The organism is Vitiosangium sp. GDMCC 1.1324, assembly GCF_003044305.1.
GTDB lineage: Bacteria > Myxococcota > Myxococcia > Myxococcales > Myxococcaceae > Archangium.
Window position 1 is genome coordinate 205,533 of the sequence record NZ_PZOX01000006.1, and the last position, 16,606, is coordinate 222,138.

8 protein-coding genes are annotated in these 16,606 nt (G+C 67.7%); 4 read left to right on the forward strand and 4 right to left on the reverse strand.

Annotated elements, in window-relative coordinates:
* Positions 1-4 precede the first annotated feature (4 nt).
* The gene (locus DAT35_RS19800; RefSeq protein WP_108068620.1) at positions 5-2,797 is read right to left on the reverse strand and encodes a YncE family protein; all 2,793 of its coding nucleotides are present in this window, start codon (positions 2,795-2,797) and stop codon (positions 5-7) included.
* Between the two features lie 325 nt (positions 2,798-3,122).
* Between DAT35_RS19800 and DAT35_RS19805 the strand changes: the two genes are divergently transcribed.
* Positions 3,123-5,135: a membrane dipeptidase gene (locus DAT35_RS19805; RefSeq protein ID WP_108068621.1), complete on the forward strand. Its 2,013-nt coding sequence runs from the start codon at positions 3,123-3,125 to the stop codon at positions 5,133-5,135.
* A gap of 176 nt (positions 5,136-5,311) precedes the next feature.
* Here the strand turns inward: DAT35_RS19805 and DAT35_RS19810 are convergent, their stop codons facing one another.
* From DAT35_RS19810 to DAT35_RS19820, 3 genes are all read right to left on the reverse strand, one after another.
* Entirely contained in the window at positions 5,312-6,094 is a 783-nt protein-coding gene (locus tag DAT35_RS19810) for a hypothetical protein (RefSeq protein ID WP_108068622.1), read from the reverse strand.
* Positions 6,091-9,831 carry a hypothetical protein gene (locus DAT35_RS19815; protein WP_158501794.1) on the reverse strand — a complete coding sequence of 1,247 codons (3,741 nt, stop codon included), beginning with the start codon at positions 9,829-9,831 and terminating at the stop codon, positions 6,091-6,093. The genes DAT35_RS19810 and DAT35_RS19815 overlap by 4 nt, the downstream gene beginning before the upstream one ends.
* Positions 9,832-10,352: 521 nt before the next feature.
* Positions 10,353-12,209, reverse strand: coding sequence for an SLC13 family permease (locus tag DAT35_RS19820; protein ID WP_108068624.1), 1,857 nt, complete (start codon positions 12,207-12,209; stop codon positions 10,353-10,355).
* Between the two features lie 202 nt (positions 12,210-12,411).
* On the opposite strand from DAT35_RS19820, the gene DAT35_RS19825 reads away from it, so the two are divergent.
* The 3 genes from DAT35_RS19825 (at position 12,412) to DAT35_RS19835 (ending at position 16,565) form a co-directional block, all read left to right on the forward strand.
* Entirely contained in the window at positions 12,412-14,205 is a 1,794-nt protein-coding gene (locus tag DAT35_RS19825) for a phosphoenolpyruvate carboxykinase (GTP) (protein ID WP_108068625.1), read from the forward strand.
* 129 nt (positions 14,206-14,334) lie between these two features.
* Complete coding sequence (locus DAT35_RS19830; RefSeq protein ID WP_108068626.1) at positions 14,335-15,153, forward strand: hypothetical protein; 819 nt, start codon at positions 14,335-14,337, stop codon at positions 15,151-15,153.
* Complete coding sequence (locus tag DAT35_RS19835; RefSeq protein WP_108068627.1) at positions 15,153-16,565, forward strand: ABC transporter substrate-binding protein; 1,413 nt, start codon at positions 15,153-15,155, stop codon at positions 16,563-16,565. Before DAT35_RS19830 ends, DAT35_RS19835 begins: the two co-directional genes overlap by 1 nt.
* Positions 16,566-16,606 lie beyond the last annotated feature (41 nt).

A 16,606-nucleotide genomic window follows, 5' to 3' on the forward strand; every position in this document is an offset into this window, starting at 1 on the left:
GTGCTCAGGGGGTGCTGCCAGGGTCCGCCGGATCGCTCCGAGCGGCCCGCTCGTCGCCGTCGAGGAACCCGTCCAGATCGCGATCAATTCCGATGCGCTGGCCGGATCCGGGAGGCGTACAGGTATAGGTCAACGCGCCGCCCGCGGAGACAAGCAGGCGGAGGGCCGCGTCGGGAATGAAAGGCAGGGCCCGCCGATCGCTCTTGAAGCGTCCGCCGCCCTGGTAGAGGAAGCCCACCTCGTCCAGGGCGATCCGGCCCTTCACCACCAGGTCACACTCGCCGGCGTTCGCACGCGCCATCAACAGGTTGATGCGGGGACCCACCACGGAGGAATTACTGGCCGTGAGCGTCACCTGCTGACCGACGATCGGCGCCAGGTTGCTGTCGAAGGCGAGCAGGAACTGCTCCATGTCGCGCTTGATCTGCACGCCCTCGGGCGTATTCGGGATGCCCACCGAGTTGAAGATGGGATGGAAGTCGAAGCCGCTGTTGAAGCGGAACAGCGTGTCGATGGAGCCGTCGCTGTTGAAGCCGAAGCCGCGGACCTGATCACCGAGGAAGGGGTCGGGGCTGGTGAAGCCGAAGTCGTAGTCCACGCCGAACATTCCGACCTTCTGGTACACGTTCCGCAGGTGCGGGGTCTTGGGGAAGATGGCCGTGCCGACGAAGGCCGAGCCACCCTCCGTTCCGAAGAAGCCCTTGAAGGGGCCCGCGCTGGGGTTGGCGTTGGGATCCAACCGGTGGCAGGAGTTGCAGGGACCGTGGAAGAAGCTCACGGTGTTCATGAAGAAGTCCCTGCCCGCCTGCTGCGCCGGTGTGAGCGAGTTGTCGAGGCTGCGCACCGGGTTGGGCGGGTACATCACCTGGAGGATGAAGTCGCTGAACTGCTGCATCTCCGAGGGCGTGAGCTGCGCGTGCCGCCCGAGCAGGTTCATGAACGCCGGGTTGAACTGCTTGAACGCGGCGACCTCGTCGAATGCCCCGCTGTCGGGCTGGACGTTCGGCGCGGCGTTCCCGCCGGTGCGATCTCCGCGCCAGTGCATCGGACCGTGGTTCGCCATCCCGCGCAGGCTCTGGGTGGACAGCGGTCCCTTCACGGGGTGGAAGTTGGCGTCCTGCCCGAAGGTGGGATCGTCACCGAACTCGATCGGCACCTGGACGATGGGGTTCTTGTTCTCCTTGTAGGACTCGTCCGGATTGCCGAGGTTCCAGTCCAGGCTGTCGAAGTCGCCGAAGATGTGGCAGCTCGCGCACGACGAGTCGCCGTGGCTCGAGCTCTTCCGTGCGTCGTAGAGGAACGGACGCCCCGCCACCACGCTCGCCGGCTCGGGGTTGTACATGGGCAGATGGGCGATCTCCTGGCGCGTGGCGGTGTTGACGATGGAGATGGCGTTGTCGAAGCGCGTCAGCACGTACATGCGCCCGCGGGCCTCATCCAGCACCATCCCCGTGGGGCCACCGCCGCTCAGGAGGATCTGGTTCGCCGTGCTCGGCACGAACGTGTCGGCCTCGAGCGCCGCGGTGGCGTAGACGCCAATCTTCGAGGAGCCGAACGCGGCCACGTACAGGGTGGCGCCGTCGGAGGTCACCGTCATGCCGAGCGGCTGCGCGAGGCTCTTCTCATTCTCGGGATTGGGGATGGGAGCGCAGCAGACGTCGTAGTTGATGTGCTTGTTGAGGTGCCGCGGCGCGACGCCCGAGGAACTCAGCACGGTGATGCGGCTCTCGTGCAGGTGCCCGCGGAGGCTGGTTCCGGCGAAGATGCCCGGCCCCTCGAAGCGCAGATCATTCCGGGCCTCGGTGTTGCTGACGTACACCTTCCCGTTCACCGGGTTGACGGCCATGTTGAACAGGATGGTGCCCACGCCGGAGTAGAACCCGGCCGGACCCGAGAGCTGCTCCGGCGGGTTGGCGGTGGCGTCGATGACGAAGACGTCCTTGTCCGGCAGGGAGAACTTCACATGCTCCGTCCACGGACGGCCCAGTGAGTCGACCCAGTCCTGGCCGTTGAACTTGACGAGGACGCCGGTCTCGGGAGCGTCCTTCCCCTCGAAGTTGATGTTCGGGCCCGGTACGCCTCCGTCCGCCTCGCCACCGTTGGGCACGAGGAGTTCGTGGATGATGGTGGTGCGGTTGCCGGAGTGGAACGCGGCGGCGTAGACGCGCGAGCCATCGGGCGTGGCCGCGAGCGCGCGAGGGGTATCGCTGAAGAGGGTGACGATGTTCAGCGGGTTGCCACCGAGCGAGGTGCCCGGGTTGTTGGCGTCGAAGACCCAGACGTCGGCCCGGCCGATGCCCGGCGTGGTGAACTGGGGATCAAAGGGCACGTTCTGACCGCGGTGCGCGGCGGTGATGAAGGCCCGGTTCTTCCCGGGCCCGGCGAAGACGATGTCGCGCGGCTCGTCACCCACGAGCAGGGTCCGCACCACGGTGCCGCCGAGTCCGTTCAGCGCAAGCTGCACCACGCTCACGCTGTCGGACAGGTGGTTGACGACCCAGACCTCCTCGTCGCTACGCGCCGCGACCGCGACGGGCTCGAGCCCCACGGACACCGAGGACAGATGGGTGAGGCCCCCGGGTCTGATCCGGAAGACCTCGAGGCGGCTGTCCGGCGTATTGACGGCGAAGAGGAGCCTGCCACTCGGCGAGAGCGCGAGCGGCCGGACCTGTCCGCTCTCGAAGAGGGTGTACGGCGCGGCGGAAGCCCTGGGGCTCGCGGCCAGTCCCACGAGCAGCAGCGCGGCCAGGACCGCTCTCGAAACGCCAAGGGGAGATGCGATGCGCCTGGCTCTCATGGGGATGGGGATACCTCGCGAGGGTCGAACCGCGTCCTCACGGCCGCAGCGATGCAATGGGGACCTCTGGGATCGTGCGCCCGCGCGGCATGCGCTGTAAAGCTCAGGACCCGGTCAGCGGAAGAGCCGCTTTTCGATGAAGAAGCCGCTCCGCGTCAGGCCTCCATGGACAGCGCAGCCGCGACCCCACCCGCGCCCGTTCCGCACGAGCGCGAGGCGGGTGCGCTTGTCATCCTCGCCGCGCCAAGTCAACCGGTTTTACTTGATTTTCGTGACCCGCACGGGTTGTATGTGTAATTTTCCTCCAGGAATAGGAGATCCGCATATGTCCAGACGTCCATTGGCCCTGCTGTCCGCACTCATGTTGTCCCAGGCGTGCAATCCGGTCCCCGACGAGCCGCCCGCCGCGCTTGCCGAGCCGGTTGCCGCCGTCGAGCAGAAGGTGGCGGTTCCGGGTTTCGCCGAGCTGCACCACCACATGTTCGCCGAGGAGGCATTCGGCGGAGGCTGGTTCCACGGCAGTCACACCGGCACGCTGGCGAGCTGTGACGGTGGAATGCCGGAGAGCGACCATGCCCGCGTGCGCATGGACCTGAGCAACCTGCTCAACCTGTGCCCCAACTCGGGCGCGGTGGACCTGTCCTCGGTGCCGGTGCTGTCGCAGTTTTTCGGGATCGGCGGGGCGGTGGCCTCGGAGTTCATCGGGAAGATCGAGGGCACGGAGGGAGACACGGGCCTGCACCTCGGGCGCAAGGAGGTGAACACCCAGTGGCCGCGCTGGGACACCATCGCCCACCAGCAGGCCTGGGAAGGCTGGCTGAAGCAGGCGCACGACGGAGGCCTGTCGCTGGTGACGGTGTCGCTGGTGAGCAACGGCTTCCTGTGCAGCGCGCTGCCCTACCAGAACCTCAAGCGCCCCTGCGACGAGATGGCGGACATCGACGTGCAGATCCAGATGGCGCGTGACTTCGACGCGCGCACGGACTGGGCGGAGATCGCCCTGTCGCCCGCGCATGCCCGGCAGATCATCGGGGCGGGCAAGCTGGCCATCGTGCTCTCCATCGAGACGAGCAAGCTGTTCGGCACCAAGGACTGGCGCACGGAGCTCAACCGCGTCTACGCGCTGGGCGTGCGCTCCATCCAGCCGGTGCACCAACTGGACAACCGCTTCGGCGGAGCGGCGCTGCACAACGTCATCTTCCAGGCCGCGCAGTTCCTGGAGAACTGCCACATCGACACCGACTGCGGCGTCACGGGCAACGGCTTCACGCTGGGCTTCGATGTGGACGCCAACTGCCGCAACACCAAGGGACTCACGGCCGAGGGCAAGGCGCTGGTGCAGGAGCTGATGGCCAAGGGGATGCTCATCGACGTGGCCCACATGTCCGAGCGAAGCGTGCAGGACACCTTCACGCTGGCCCAGGCCAACACCTACTACCCCATCTACATCTCCCACGGTCACTTCCGCGAGGTGATGAACCCGGGGCTGGCCGCCAACGAGAAGACGACACCCTCCTGGGTGGTGCGAGAGCTGCGGCAGACGGGCGGCATGTTCGGCCTGCGCACGGCGCACGACGAGACGAGGGCCTACACGCGCACGAGCATCGCCAACAGCTGCCAGGGCTCGTCGCGCTCCTTCGCCCAGGCCTACGAGTTCGGCCGCCAGGGGCTCAAGGTGCCCATGGCCTTCGGCGCGGACCTCAACGGCTTCATCCAGCAGACGCGGCCGCGCTTCGGCTCGTACGGGGCGTGCTCGGCGGGCTTCAAGGCCGAGGCGGACGATCAGGCCAACCAGCAGCGGCTCTCCGGGCCGGCGCGCCTGGGCACGGACTTCGACGTGTACGGCCTGGCGCATGTGGGCCTGCTGCCGGACCTGCTGCGCGACCTCAAGCAGCTGGGCGCCAACACCACGGGACTCGAGGGCTCGTCGGAGACCTTCCTGCGCATGTGGGAGCGCGCGCAGTCGACCCGCACGGGCATGGCGGACGCGGCGGCGGACATCGACACCAGCGGCGTGGCCCCCTACGTGGACAAGTCCACCCGCGAGGCGCAGTACCCCCAGGTGTGCGGCAAGGCCTACGCGCCCGCCTCCAAGGTGCTCAACGAGACGTGCCGCTTCAACGAGGAGTGCGTCAGCAACAAGTGCACCTCCTCGGACTGCGGCAACGTCACCGGCAGCTGCATCTGCGATGATGACGCGGACTGCGGCTCCACCCAGTACTGCGGCTGGGGCCTCAACACCGGCCAGTGCCAGAACAAGAAGGCCCGCGGCGCCCTCTGCGCGAGCGGCCGTGAGTGCCTCTCGGGCACGTGCCGCTGGACCCTGACCTGCGGCTGAGCCAGCGCCGCGCCAAGACCCGTCAGCAACGTTGCAGGTGCTGACGGGAGACCCAAGAAGTAGCGGCAACTGGGGAGAAGGAGCGGGCCTGCTGTGCCGCCCCTTCTGCCCGACTCGGCGAAGGGCACCGTTTTGCCGGAAAGCAGGGGCCCTGAGCGACGCAGCCCGGGCACCCGTCATTCATTCCGGAACCACTCCGCTGGGATGCCCAGCGCCGCGAGAATCCGCTCAGGTGAGCGCTCGCCCTTGATTTCGCTGACAACTGGCAGACGCGGAAACTCATCAGGCGGCTGTGCGAACTCTTCGACGCCCTCACCCCCTCGCCTCACGGTAACAAAAAACTCGTCCAGGTCCGGCGAGGCAATAACTGCGTATACGGTCGCATGGGGAATCCGTTCCGACACAGTGATGTCGGCGTACCCTATGTCGCCTGTGCCACCGGCGATCAGGAGGCCTCTCGGCGTGTCCTCAAGTAGGTAGTGTCCTGGAGGAAATGGGTCGCCGACCTCCTCCAGCACGCGGTGCGCCTCCTCGGCTCTGACTCCTTCCACCAAGGCGGCTTTGCGCAGAGGTTTCTTTGCAGGCGAGTCCGAAGACTTCTCACGGCCTGGCAGCGGACAGCCGAGAGACTCGGCCAGTGATTCTGGGTCCACCTCCAAGACCTCTAGCGCACCATTCCGCCACGACATGACGCTCCAGGGATCGTTGGCGCGCTCAATCGAGTACACGGGCTCATCACATTCGAGTGACAGTTCCTCGGCGAGTTGCATCTCGGCGCCCACGTCGCTGGGGTCCGTACCCACGATGGCGTGGTAGCGACCACTGCCCGGAATGACCTCGAAGGGAAGCTCTTCTCCGTCCTCTTCGTCCCAATCCGGCATCACGATGGCCTGGGCGCGGCTTTCCAACCGTGCAGGCTCGCCAGGAGCCAGGACCGCCCAGAGAGGCCACCGGCTCATGGCGCACCTCCGGACAAGTTCTCCGGCAGATTCAGTGCCGCACGCAACTGCTTCGTCTTCTCCAATATCCGAACTTCCTCCACCTCGATGACCTGGGTTCCTCGCGCGTTTGTTCGTAGGAAGTCTGTTAGTTTTTCCCTGGTCGGCCCACTCAGCTTGTCGGTAACGACGAGGAACGGTTTCCCGCGAGGTGCGTTGGCCGCGTCCGCGAGTTGGTCGAGCAGGTGCTGGAGTTGCTTTACGAGCGCATCCTGCTGTTCGTTGAGCGTGGCGCCGCCCTGCCTGGCCAGCCAGGTGTCAAGCGCCTTGCGCCAACGGTTATCGTTCCAGCCTTTTACTTCCACCCCGTGTTGAAGCTTTGGCCCCATCGTCGCCGTAAGCACGTTGTCGATGATGTGCCCCTCCTTCATCTTCACCTGCCGTCCGGTCAACCGGAAGCCCGGGAAGAGCTTCCGCGCATTGCGCTCTGTCAGCATTTCCGCCGCGATGCCTCGGAGTCGCTCACGTGCCTGCAGTTGCATCTCTAAACTCCCCGGTTCCGCCGCTGCTCGTCGGAACAGTCTCCAAGCCGTCTTCTCGTTCCTGGCCATGAAGTTGAGCTCCTCCATGGTCAGCCCTGTGGAGCGTATCCAGCTCAGGTCCACGCGACCCCTGCGCGCTTTCCTCGCCAACTCAGCCACTGCCTCTGCTTCCAGCTCCGAGTGACTGACGAGCCACTCGGCCTCCTTCAGGAATGCAAGCGGGTCCTTCAGGCTCGGTGCTCCCGAGCGCCTCAGCAACTCCGCGAGCGCCGGTTTCGCCGCACTGCGGGTGGCGGCATGCATGTTTTGCACCGCGGCGAGGTAGGCCTGCGCCTTGTCGGCAGGCAGGGCCGCCGCGCGCCGCGCCACGGCGTTGTAGGCGCGCCCCATCTCCTGGCTCTCCGCCGCGAGTAGCTTCAACGCCTCCAGCGTCTTCTCGGCCTCCTCGGCCGCGAGCCCCGCGCCGCGAATGCCACCGAGCGCCCGTGCGGCGGCCATCTCCCCCCGGACGGCAAAGAAGGCCTGCTTGAAGGCCTCGGCGCCGCCAGGAAGGGAAAACCGCAGTCCGTCTGGCGTCGCAACGGCCTTGCCCTCGGCGAGCATCCGCTCCAGCGTCTTCACCAGGGCCTGGATGGACTCCACCGACTCGCGCAGTCCGGACGAGGCCCGGGCGCCAGCCGCGCTCAACGCCAGCCCTCCCCGGTGTACCAGCTCGCGTCCTATACCCGAGGTGGCCAGCTTGGAGATGTCCCTACCGGCCAGCGCCACCATGGCCAGGTCATGCACCGCGAGGAAGGCCCGCCCCTCTGGCGTCCGCGACAGCTCGTCGCGGTACGTGTCCACCACAGCCAGGGTCGTCACCAACGACATGCGGCCCACGAACAGGCGTACCGCCGCTCCGCGCGCCCCCGCCAGCGTGCTGCCTTGCGCGGCGGTGGCGGGCACCCCTGTCAGCAGCGGCACCCGCCCCAGGGCCGACACGGCGCCGTACACCATGTGCATCTCACTGATGCGGCCCACAGCCGACCAGAGAAGCAACGTGTCCGGAGTGGAAGCAAGCAGGGCCAGCTCCATGGCCGTCATCAGGTGCGTGCGCGGTTGTGGCCCATGGACTTCCACCTGCACCCACTCCAGCGGGTGGAGGGCTCGGCTACGTGGGGCCGGTTCCGTCGAGGAGAGGTAGCATGCCTCGAATTTCTGCTGCACCGGCTGGAAGTACAGGGCCATGCGCTGGGAAGGCCCTATCGCCTCTCCGGGCAGCGCGGGTTCGGCTCCCAGGTGCACGCCCTGCTGCGCCGCCCATGCCTCCGGCGCCACCAATACCGTGGGCACCAGCCCAGAGGGGACGTTGAGCAGGTATGTCGTCTCACCCTCGCGCCCCAGGTGGAAGGTGGGCAGGGACTCCAGGAGCTCCAGCCTGAGGGGAAACGAGGCGAGCGCCTTCCGGGTGAAGGCCTGTCCCAGCAACATCTTGTACTCCGGCGCGTTGCTGCCGAGCAGCTTCTCCAGCGCCCCACTCGAAGTGAGCCTGCGCTCCAAGGGGGGAAACTCCCGGTCGGGCGTGGACAGCAGCACACGCGCCAGCAGGTGCACCGCATCCTCCCTGATGTCGGAGGTGAGCGCAGGGCCCGTGAGGAAGGTATTGAAGACGCCCAGGCGCTCGTCCGGGGTGAGCAGGGAGAGCACGTCATGGTCGAGGGCGACAAGGGGCTGGGGCGCCTCCGGTGTCGCCGTGGCGAGGGCTGTCTGGAGAAGCTCCCGTCGCAGGGCCGCCAACTCGCCCGTACCGGCCCCCAGCCCTGGCCGCCAGTCTCCCGGTCGAATGAGGAGCGTGCCCGGGTAGTACCAGTAGGCATTACCCTCGGGGTGCTCGAGTGGCTCAGGGGCCCCGGCGACGGTGTTGAATTCGGCGCTGTAGCCCCGCCACCGCCCGTCCTCCCCGGGGATGATGACGCGCGGAGTGCTGCGAGGAAGGTTGCGCACCCGCAGCTCCGCACGCTCCAGGGACGTCTCCTCCGTGAGCAGCAGCAGGGTGCGCACCTGGACGCTGGAGCCGTCGGCGAAATAGAAGCGGCCCACCACGCTGCCCGGGGCGAGGACGGACGGGCCATCCGCGACGCTGTCGCTCGCCCTGAAGCGTTTGGAGCGCAGAGCGATGGCCTTCCGCAGAGGCTCGGAGGCTTCTCCCAGGATGTGCCCGCGCTGCGACTCGTTCCTCAGGGGTTCGAGCGCCTGGAGGTATCGGTCGAAGTAGCTCTGCCCAGCCCCGTCCAGAATCTCCGAGCGTTGAGCCCAACGCAGGCCGCGTTCCACCAGCGCGGCGGCCCCGGCCCTGTCCAAGGAGGCCGAGGAAAGCTGGGAGCGGCTCCAAACAACATCCGCCTCCAGCTGCGCATCCAGGGCACGGCACATGGTGGCGAGCAACTCCGGCACGAGCGCTGGCGGGTGGCGTACGCGCACGCAGACCTGGAGGCCCTCCACAGCGCTGGAGGGAGGCGCTCGGGGCTCGATATCGAAAGTGCCCGCCGCCGCAGAATCTCCGAAGAGCCGCGAGGCTATCTCCTCGCGTGAGGCGTACCCGGCAACCCAGAGTAGCTCGGGCCGAGCCGGGTCCACCTGAACGGGGAGCGGAGCCAGCTCGGGCGAGAGGAAAGCCTGCGCGCTGGCCTCGTCCTCCGGCGTGACCTCCCACTCGGGCTCGGACGGCTCGTCCTCCAGCCACTCTGGCGGGATGTCCTCCATCGGGGGGAGGCGCCAGGTGCGCTCCAGGGCGGGTTTCCCCGCGTGCTTCCAGTCCCACTCATACGTGAGGGTGAGCTGCTCTCCAGCGCCCACTCCCTCCGGGACGTCTACCTCCACCTCCTCCCGCCCGCGCTCGCGGTTGATGATCCGGGGCAGGGCCTCGGGCGGGTAGGCCTCGAGCGCGTCTACTCGCAGCCGCTGGTCCTCGCCCCAGCCGAGCGCCGCTGCGGCGATGACTTCAGCACCTGCCTTCACCACCAGGCGGCCGGGATCCACCACCCGAAGGGACAGCACGCCCTCCTTCCAGTCTTCCAGGCGGGGGCTGAGGGCTTCGGCTCGCGAATGCGCTTCGGCCGAGAGCGTCACCCTCACGCGTCTCAACTCCTCGCCGGCCGCGCTCATGCTGGCCACGAGGCAGCTCGCGAGCAGGAGGGCCTGGAAACCTCTGGCCCACCGGCTGAGCACCGAAACCATTGACCCCATGCTGGTGCTCGACGGCCTCGGCGCCGGTGCCCCGACTCCGGGGCTCGATTCGACGAGGAGCTCGCACGCGCGCGCAGGAGGGAAGTGCGCTGCCACTGTTGGGGCCAGCCGTGCGCACGAGGTGGACGCATCACCACGACGAGTGGACATGCTGCACCTCCTCACCTGGACGAGTCAGAGAGGTGCGCCGCGACGAGGCCCTCGCCCGCGCGGCGTAGCATCCGCCCCAGGGCGCCAGCGCCACCAGGAATGTGCCAGGACGGTCCCCGTCAGGGCGCATCAGGACGACGAGTGCGTAGTCCTTCGCCATGCGGGGTGCCCCTTGAAACGACAACCGCCCGAGAAAATAGACCCTGGCGCCGACTCCCCAGAGAAGGAGGTTGGCCCCTTTTATGGCGGAGTGCCGCCCTGTCAACGCTGACTGAGCGGGCGCTACCCCTATGGCGCGGGGGTGAGGGCGAGGGCCTCAAACTGGGCTTGGACGACACACAAATCGATCCGTCAGACACGGCCTACGGCGGCACCACGCGCTCGCTCACCGGCTCGCGAGAGCGGGCCGGATCGGCGCCGGGCCTCTGGAAGGGCCACACCAGGGGCACCACCGCCACGAGGAAGGCGAGCAACAGGGCCGTCAGGGGCGTGCCGAGCCGGAAGAAGTCCGTGAAGCGGTAGTGCCCCGGGCCATACACCAGCACGCAGCTCGGCTCGAGGGGGGTGATGAAGGAGCAGCTCGCCGCCAGCGTCACCCCCATGGCGAAGGGCCGCGGCTCCACCCCCAGCTTCGTGGCGGCGCCGATGGCCACCGGGAGCATCACCAGGGCCGCGGCCTGGTTGCTCATGGGCGCCGACAACAGGATGGTGAGCGTCATCATCGCCATCAGCACCATGCGCGGGCCTCCATACTCGCCGAGCCCCGCCGCGAGGCCGCCCAGGAACCTGCCCGCCCCGCTCTCTTCCATGGCCACGCCGAGCGCCAGCATGGAGCCGATGAGCAGCACCACTCGCCAGTCCACGCGAAAGGCGCGCCGCGCGTCCACGCAGCCGGTGGCGATCATCGCCAGCATCCCCGCCAGCCCCGCCACGGACAGCGGCAGCACCTGAAAGCTGCCCAGCGCGAGCGCGCCCAGGAAGAGCACCACCGCCAGCAGCGACTTGCCGTAGCGTGGCGGCTGGTACTCCACGTCCCCGAGCACCAGCAGGTTGATGCCGTCCGCCAGTTGCTGCACCCGCTCCCGTGGGCCGCGCAGCAGCAGCACGTCACCCACGGACAGGGGCAGGGAGGACAGCGACTGCCCGCCGAAGAGCCGCCCCAGCAGTTGCAGCTTCGTCAGCCGCTGGATGGCGGGCTTGCGGTGCAGGGCCAGCGCCACCAGGCCGTAGCGCTCCAGGAAGAGCGTCTCCTTCAGGCTGCGGCCAATGAGCGAGCTGCCGATGGGCACCGTCGCCTCCACCAGCAGCATGTCCTGGGGCCTCAGGTCCGTGTCCGACAGCCGCACGTCCGGCCGGAGCTCGAGCCCCTTCAGGTCCTTCACCCGGAGGATGTCCTCGCGATTGCCCTCGATGATGAGCCGCTCGTCGCCCACCAGCCGGTACGCCGGCACCGCCGGCAGCGACTGCCCATCCCGGATGAGCCCGATGACGCGCAGCCCCAGGCCCTGGGTGATCTCCGCCAGCTCCTTGCCCACGTAGCGCGAGTCGGGTGGAAGCACCGCCTCGGTGAGGTAATCGCGCAGGACCCAGTCGCCCACCGCGCCCTTGCCCTCCCGCGTCGGCAGCAGCAGCGGCCCCAGGAACACCACCACCAGGATGCCCAGCACCGCCACCGGCAACCCCACCGGCGACAGCTCCGTCACCCCGATGGGCGCCAGCCCGAAGCGCCCGAAGGCCGCGGACGCCACCAGGTTGGTGGAGGTGCCGTACAGCAGCACCATACCCCCCAGCATGGACGCATAGGCCAGGGGCAACAGCACCTTGCTCTTGGGCACCTTGGCGCGCTGCGCCGCGCCAATCGCCACCGGCAGGAAGGCCGCCGTCGTCACCGTATTGGAGACGACCGTGGAGAACACCGCCACCACCACCATCATCGCCAGCACGAACGTCTGGTGCCCGAAGCGCGCGAAGAAGGCGAGCCGCTGCCCGATGAGCTGCACCACTCCCGTGCTGGCGAGCCCCTCTGTCATCGCCAGCAGGGTGAAGATGAAGATGACCGTGTCGTTGCTGAATCCCTCGAAGGCCTGCCCGGGCGTCAACACTCCGGAGAGCGCCAGCAGGCACACCACCACCAGGGAGCTCACCTCGATGGGTACCAGATCGATGGAGAAGAGCACCAGGGCGACCAGCACGATGCCCAGCACGATTGCGATGGCCATGGAAGCACCGAACCTGTGACCCGGTGCGGCAGAACGTGAGGCTTCACGCTCCGCGAACGTTTCCTTCTGGATAGAGGAAGCACGATTAGTGAAATTGAAGGGAGATGGGAGACCCGGGACGGGGTTCACGTGGGGGCGCTGTTGCTTTTACAGGGGGCAGTCAGGAAGGTTGCCGCCCACCTTTTTTTGAGGAGAGTCGCGAATGGCCCCGACCCAAAACGCAGCGCTCCCGGGCAACGCTCCCACGAAGAACGCGGAGTTGCTGGCCTGGGTGTCGAAGATGGCGCAGATGACCCAGCCGGACAGCATCGTCTGGTGTGACGGCTCGGAGGAGGAGAAGAAGCGCTTCACCGACCTGGCGGTGAAGGAGGGCATCCTCATCCCCCTCAACCAGCAGAAGCGCCCCGGCTGCTATCTGCACCGTTCCAACCCCAATGACGTGGCGCGCGTGGAGCACCTCACGTTCATCTGCACCACGAACAAGGAGGACGCCGGCCCCACCAACAACTGGATGGAGCCCGAGGCCGCCTACACCAAGCTGACCCACCTGTTCACCGGCAGCATGAAGGGCCGCACCATGTACGTGGTGCCCTACGTCATGGGCCCCCTGGGCAGCCCCTTCGCCAAGATTGGCGTGGAGCTGACCGACAGCGTCTATGTCGCCCTCAACATGCGGATCATGACTCGCATGGGGAAGGCGGCGCTGGACATGCTGGGCGACTCCAACGACTTCAACCGCGGCGTGCACAGCACCGGCGACCTCAACCCGGACCGCCGCTACATCTGCCACTTCCCCCAGGACAACACCATCTGGAGCTTCGGCAGCGGATATGGCGGCAACGTGCTGCTCGGCAAGAAATGCCTCGCCCTGCGCATTGGCAGCTTCCTCGGCGAGCACGAGGGGTGGCTCGCCGAGCACATGCTCATCCTCGGCGTCACCAGCCCCCAGGGTGAGACGACCTACGTGGCGGCTGCATTCCCGTCCGCGTGCGGCAAGACGAACTTCGCGATGATGGTCCCGCCCAAGGAGTACGCGGGCTGGAAGATCGAGACCGTGGGCGATGACATCGCCTGGATGCGCGTGGGTCCGGACGGCCGCCTGTGGGCCATCAACCCCGAGGCCGGCTACTTCGGCGTGGCCCCCGGCACCAACTACAAGAGCAACCCCAACGCGATGGCCTCCGTCGCCCGGGACACCATCTTCACCAACGTGGCCATGACGGCCGATGGCGACGTGTGGTGGGAGGGCATGGACGGCGAGGTCCCCGACGAGCTCACCGACTGGCAGGGCCGCCCCTGGAAGAAGGGCAGCACGGAGAAGGCCGCGCACCCCAACAGCCGCTTCACCGCGCCCGCCTCCAACAACCCCGTGCTCAGCCCCAAGGCCAATGACCCCATGGGCGTGCCCATCTCCGCCATCATCTTTGGCGGCCGTCGCTCCAACACCGTCCCGCTGGTCATCCAGGCCTTCAACTGGACCCACGGCGTGTTCCTCGGCGCCACCATGGGCAGCGAGACCACCGCCGCCGCCACCGGCAAGGTCGGCGTGGTGCGCCGCGACCCCATGGCCATGCTGCCCTTCTGCGGCTACCACATGGGCGACTACCTGCAGCACTGGCTCAACATGCAGAAGAAGATCGCCCACCCGCCGAAGATCTTCCAGGTCAACTGGTTCCGGCAGGACAAGAACGGCAAGTTCATCTGGCCGGGCTTCGGCGAGAACATGCGCGTGCTCGAGTGGATCGTGAACCGCGTCCACGGCCGCGTCCCCACCGAGGAGACCCTGCTGGGCTGGGTGCCGCGTCAGGACCAGGGCCTCAACCTCAAGGGCCTTGACATCTCCTCGGAGGCCGTCGCCGACGTCACCTCCATCAAGGAGGACGAGTGGAAGGCCGAGCTCAAGAGCCAGGAGCCCTTCTTCGAGTCCCTGGGCCTCAAGGCCCCCGAGGCCCTCACCCTCCAGCGCAAGCTGCTCATCTCCCGTCTGGGAACCTGAGCCCCCGGGCCCTCTCTCTTACTAGGGGGGCCCGCCGTCTTCCGGGGCCGTCCTGCCACGAGGTAGGACGGCCCCGCCGTTTTTCCGGACTCTTCGCGGATGAGAAGTTCAGGAGTAGGCTTCCCAACCATGCGATTGGTTTTGGTTTTGTTGGCGGCCCTCCTGTTCGTCCCCGCCCTGGCGCATGCCCAGCGCGGAGGTCCCCGCAACGCGAAGGAGCTCATCAAGCAGGCCGAGCGGCTGTACGACCAGAAGAAGTACCTGGAGGCAGCCGAGGCGCTGGAGCAGGCGAACGAGCTCAAGCCCGACTCGCGGCTCGTCTACAACATCGCCCGCGCGTACGACCAGGCCGGCAAGGCCCGGGAGGCCATCTCCCATTACGAGAAGTACCTGACGGACGGAGAGGACGCGCAGCTGCGCAAGCGCTCGCGCTCGGCCATCGACCGGCTCCGGCTGCAACAGGAGAAGGAGGCGGCGACGGAGGCGGCGACGGAGGCAGAGCGCAAGCGGCTGCAGCAGGAGACCGAGGCGGCCCAGCGGCGCGTGGAAGCGGAGCGTGAGTCGGCCCGGCGCGCCGACGAGGCCAGCCAGCTGCAGCTGAAGGCGGCCAACGATGACGCACTGGCCTCGCGCAAGCGCATGCAGGTGACGTCCATCACCCTGGGCGGGGTGGCGCTGGTGGGCGTGGGCGTGGGCACCGTGTTCGGGCTGAAGGCCAACGGCGCACGCTCGGACTTCAACGCCGCCACGGACCTGGACACCAAGCTGGCGGCGAGGGACTCCACCCGGAGCAACGCGCTGCTGGCGGACATCGGCTTCGGAGTGGGACTGGTCAGCGCGGTGGCGGCCGTCCTGCTGTATCCCAAGGAGCCCGTTCCCCAACCCGGCAAGGCCCGGCTGACGACGGCGCCCCGGGGCGCCGGTGCTGGTCTGGAGGTGAGCTTCTGATGCGCGCGCAGATCCTGACAGGAGTGTTGGCGGTGCTGGCCACCGGGTGCAGCTTCACCACCGCGGGTGGGCTGGACCAGTGCGAGACGAGCGCGGACTGTGGCAGCGACCAGGTGTGCACGCAGAACCTCTGCCTGCCGCTGCCCACCGGCTGCGGGAAGACCTATGGGCTCGCCGATGGCGGTACCGACCCCAATGCCATCCAGATGGGGGCCCTGTTCCCCCTCCACACCAGCACGGACCCGGACGCGGGCATCGACGAGTCCGACGAGCAGGCGCTCAACGCCGCGCTGCTCGCGCTGGACGAGGTCAACCAACGAGGCGTCGGTGGCAAGCAGATCTCCCTGCACGTCTGCGACACCTCCAGCGACGTGGAGCGCGCGAAGAAGCAGGCCGAGTGGCTGGTGAACGACAAGAAGGTGGCGGCGGTGCTGACGGCCGGCAGCAGCCAGTCGCTCGCGGCGGCGTCGGTGACCGTGTCCAAGGGTGTGCTCACCATGAGCTACAGCGCCTCCTCGCCGGAGCTCACGTCACTGCCGGACACCAACGGCGGCACGGTGGGACTGGTGTGGCGCACCTCGCCCTCGGACGCCATCCAGGGCAGTGTCATCGCGGACCTGCTGCGCAGCGACACCGCGCGCTTCGGCACCCCGTCGCGCGTGGGCATCCTCTACGTGGACGACCCGTACGGGCAGGGCCTCTTCAACATCATCTCCGAGCGGCTCACCAGCGGCTCGACGCGGGTGGCCAACCGGGGCTTCTCCTATCCGAAGAGCGGCGATGTGAAGACGGCCATGGAGCAGCTCGACATGTACGACCCGGACATCACCGTGCTGGTGGGCTTCGCCGGCGACGTGACGGCCATCCTCAAGGACGCGTCCACCCGCATCAACCTCAAGCGGGGCAGTGGCCACCGCTGGTTCTTCTCCGACAGCGTGAAGGACGCGGCCGTGCTGGCGGATTCGACGGCAGCCGCCGAGGCACAGGGCTTCTATGGCTCGGCCCCGGCACAGGGCACGGGACAGGCCTTCGCCACCTTCAGCTCGCGCTTCAACGACAAGTACAAGAAGAACCCGGGCGAGTACGCCTATACCTCCAACGCCTATGACGCCATGTACCTGCTGGCACTGGGCGCGGCCTATTCCCAGGGAACGTCCAACAGCGTGACGGGCGTGAAGATGGCCGAGGGACTGACGAAGGTGTCGGCCAGCGGCACCACCCCCACGCAGCTCACCAACTCCAACTTCACCTCCCTGTCGGCGGCGCTGGCCGCGGGGAACAACGTCAACGTGGACGGCGCCAGCGGCCCCCTGGACTTCAATGCCGCCGGCGAGGCGCCCGCTCCCGTGGAGCTGTGGCAGGTGCAGGACACGAAGTTCACGACCGTCGGCACCTACAACGCGACGCCGTGAGCCGCTGACCGGCCCACCTGCTGGCGCTCGAGGCCGGGCTC

Coding starts and splice junctions, on each gene's coding strand:
- DAT35_RS19830 (WP_108068626.1), top strand. CDS start 14,335: ATGCGATTGGTTTTGGTTTTGTTGGCGGCCCTCCTGTTCGTCCCCGCC.
- DAT35_RS19825 (WP_108068625.1), top strand. CDS start 12,412: ATGGCCCCGACCCAAAACGCAGCGCTCCCGGGCAACGCTCCCACGAAG.
- DAT35_RS19835 (WP_108068627.1), top strand. CDS start 15,153: ATGCGCGCGCAGATCCTGACAGGAGTGTTGGCGGTGCTGGCCACCGGG.
- DAT35_RS19805 (WP_108068621.1), top strand. CDS start 3,123: ATGTCCAGACGTCCATTGGCCCTGCTGTCCGCACTCATGTTGTCCCAG.
- DAT35_RS19810 (WP_108068622.1), bottom strand. CDS start 6,094: ATGAGCCGGTGGCCTCTCTGGGCGGTCCTGGCTCCTGGCGAGCCTGCA.
- DAT35_RS19820 (WP_108068624.1), bottom strand. CDS start 12,209: ATGGCCATCGCAATCGTGCTGGGCATCGTGCTGGTCGCCCTGGTGCTC.
- DAT35_RS19815 (WP_158501794.1), bottom strand. CDS start 9,831: ATGGTTTCGGTGCTCAGCCGGTGGGCCAGAGGTTTCCAGGCCCTCCTG.
- DAT35_RS19800 (WP_108068620.1), bottom strand. CDS start 2,797: ATGAGAGCCAGGCGCATCGCATCTCCCCTTGGCGTTTCGAGAGCGGTC.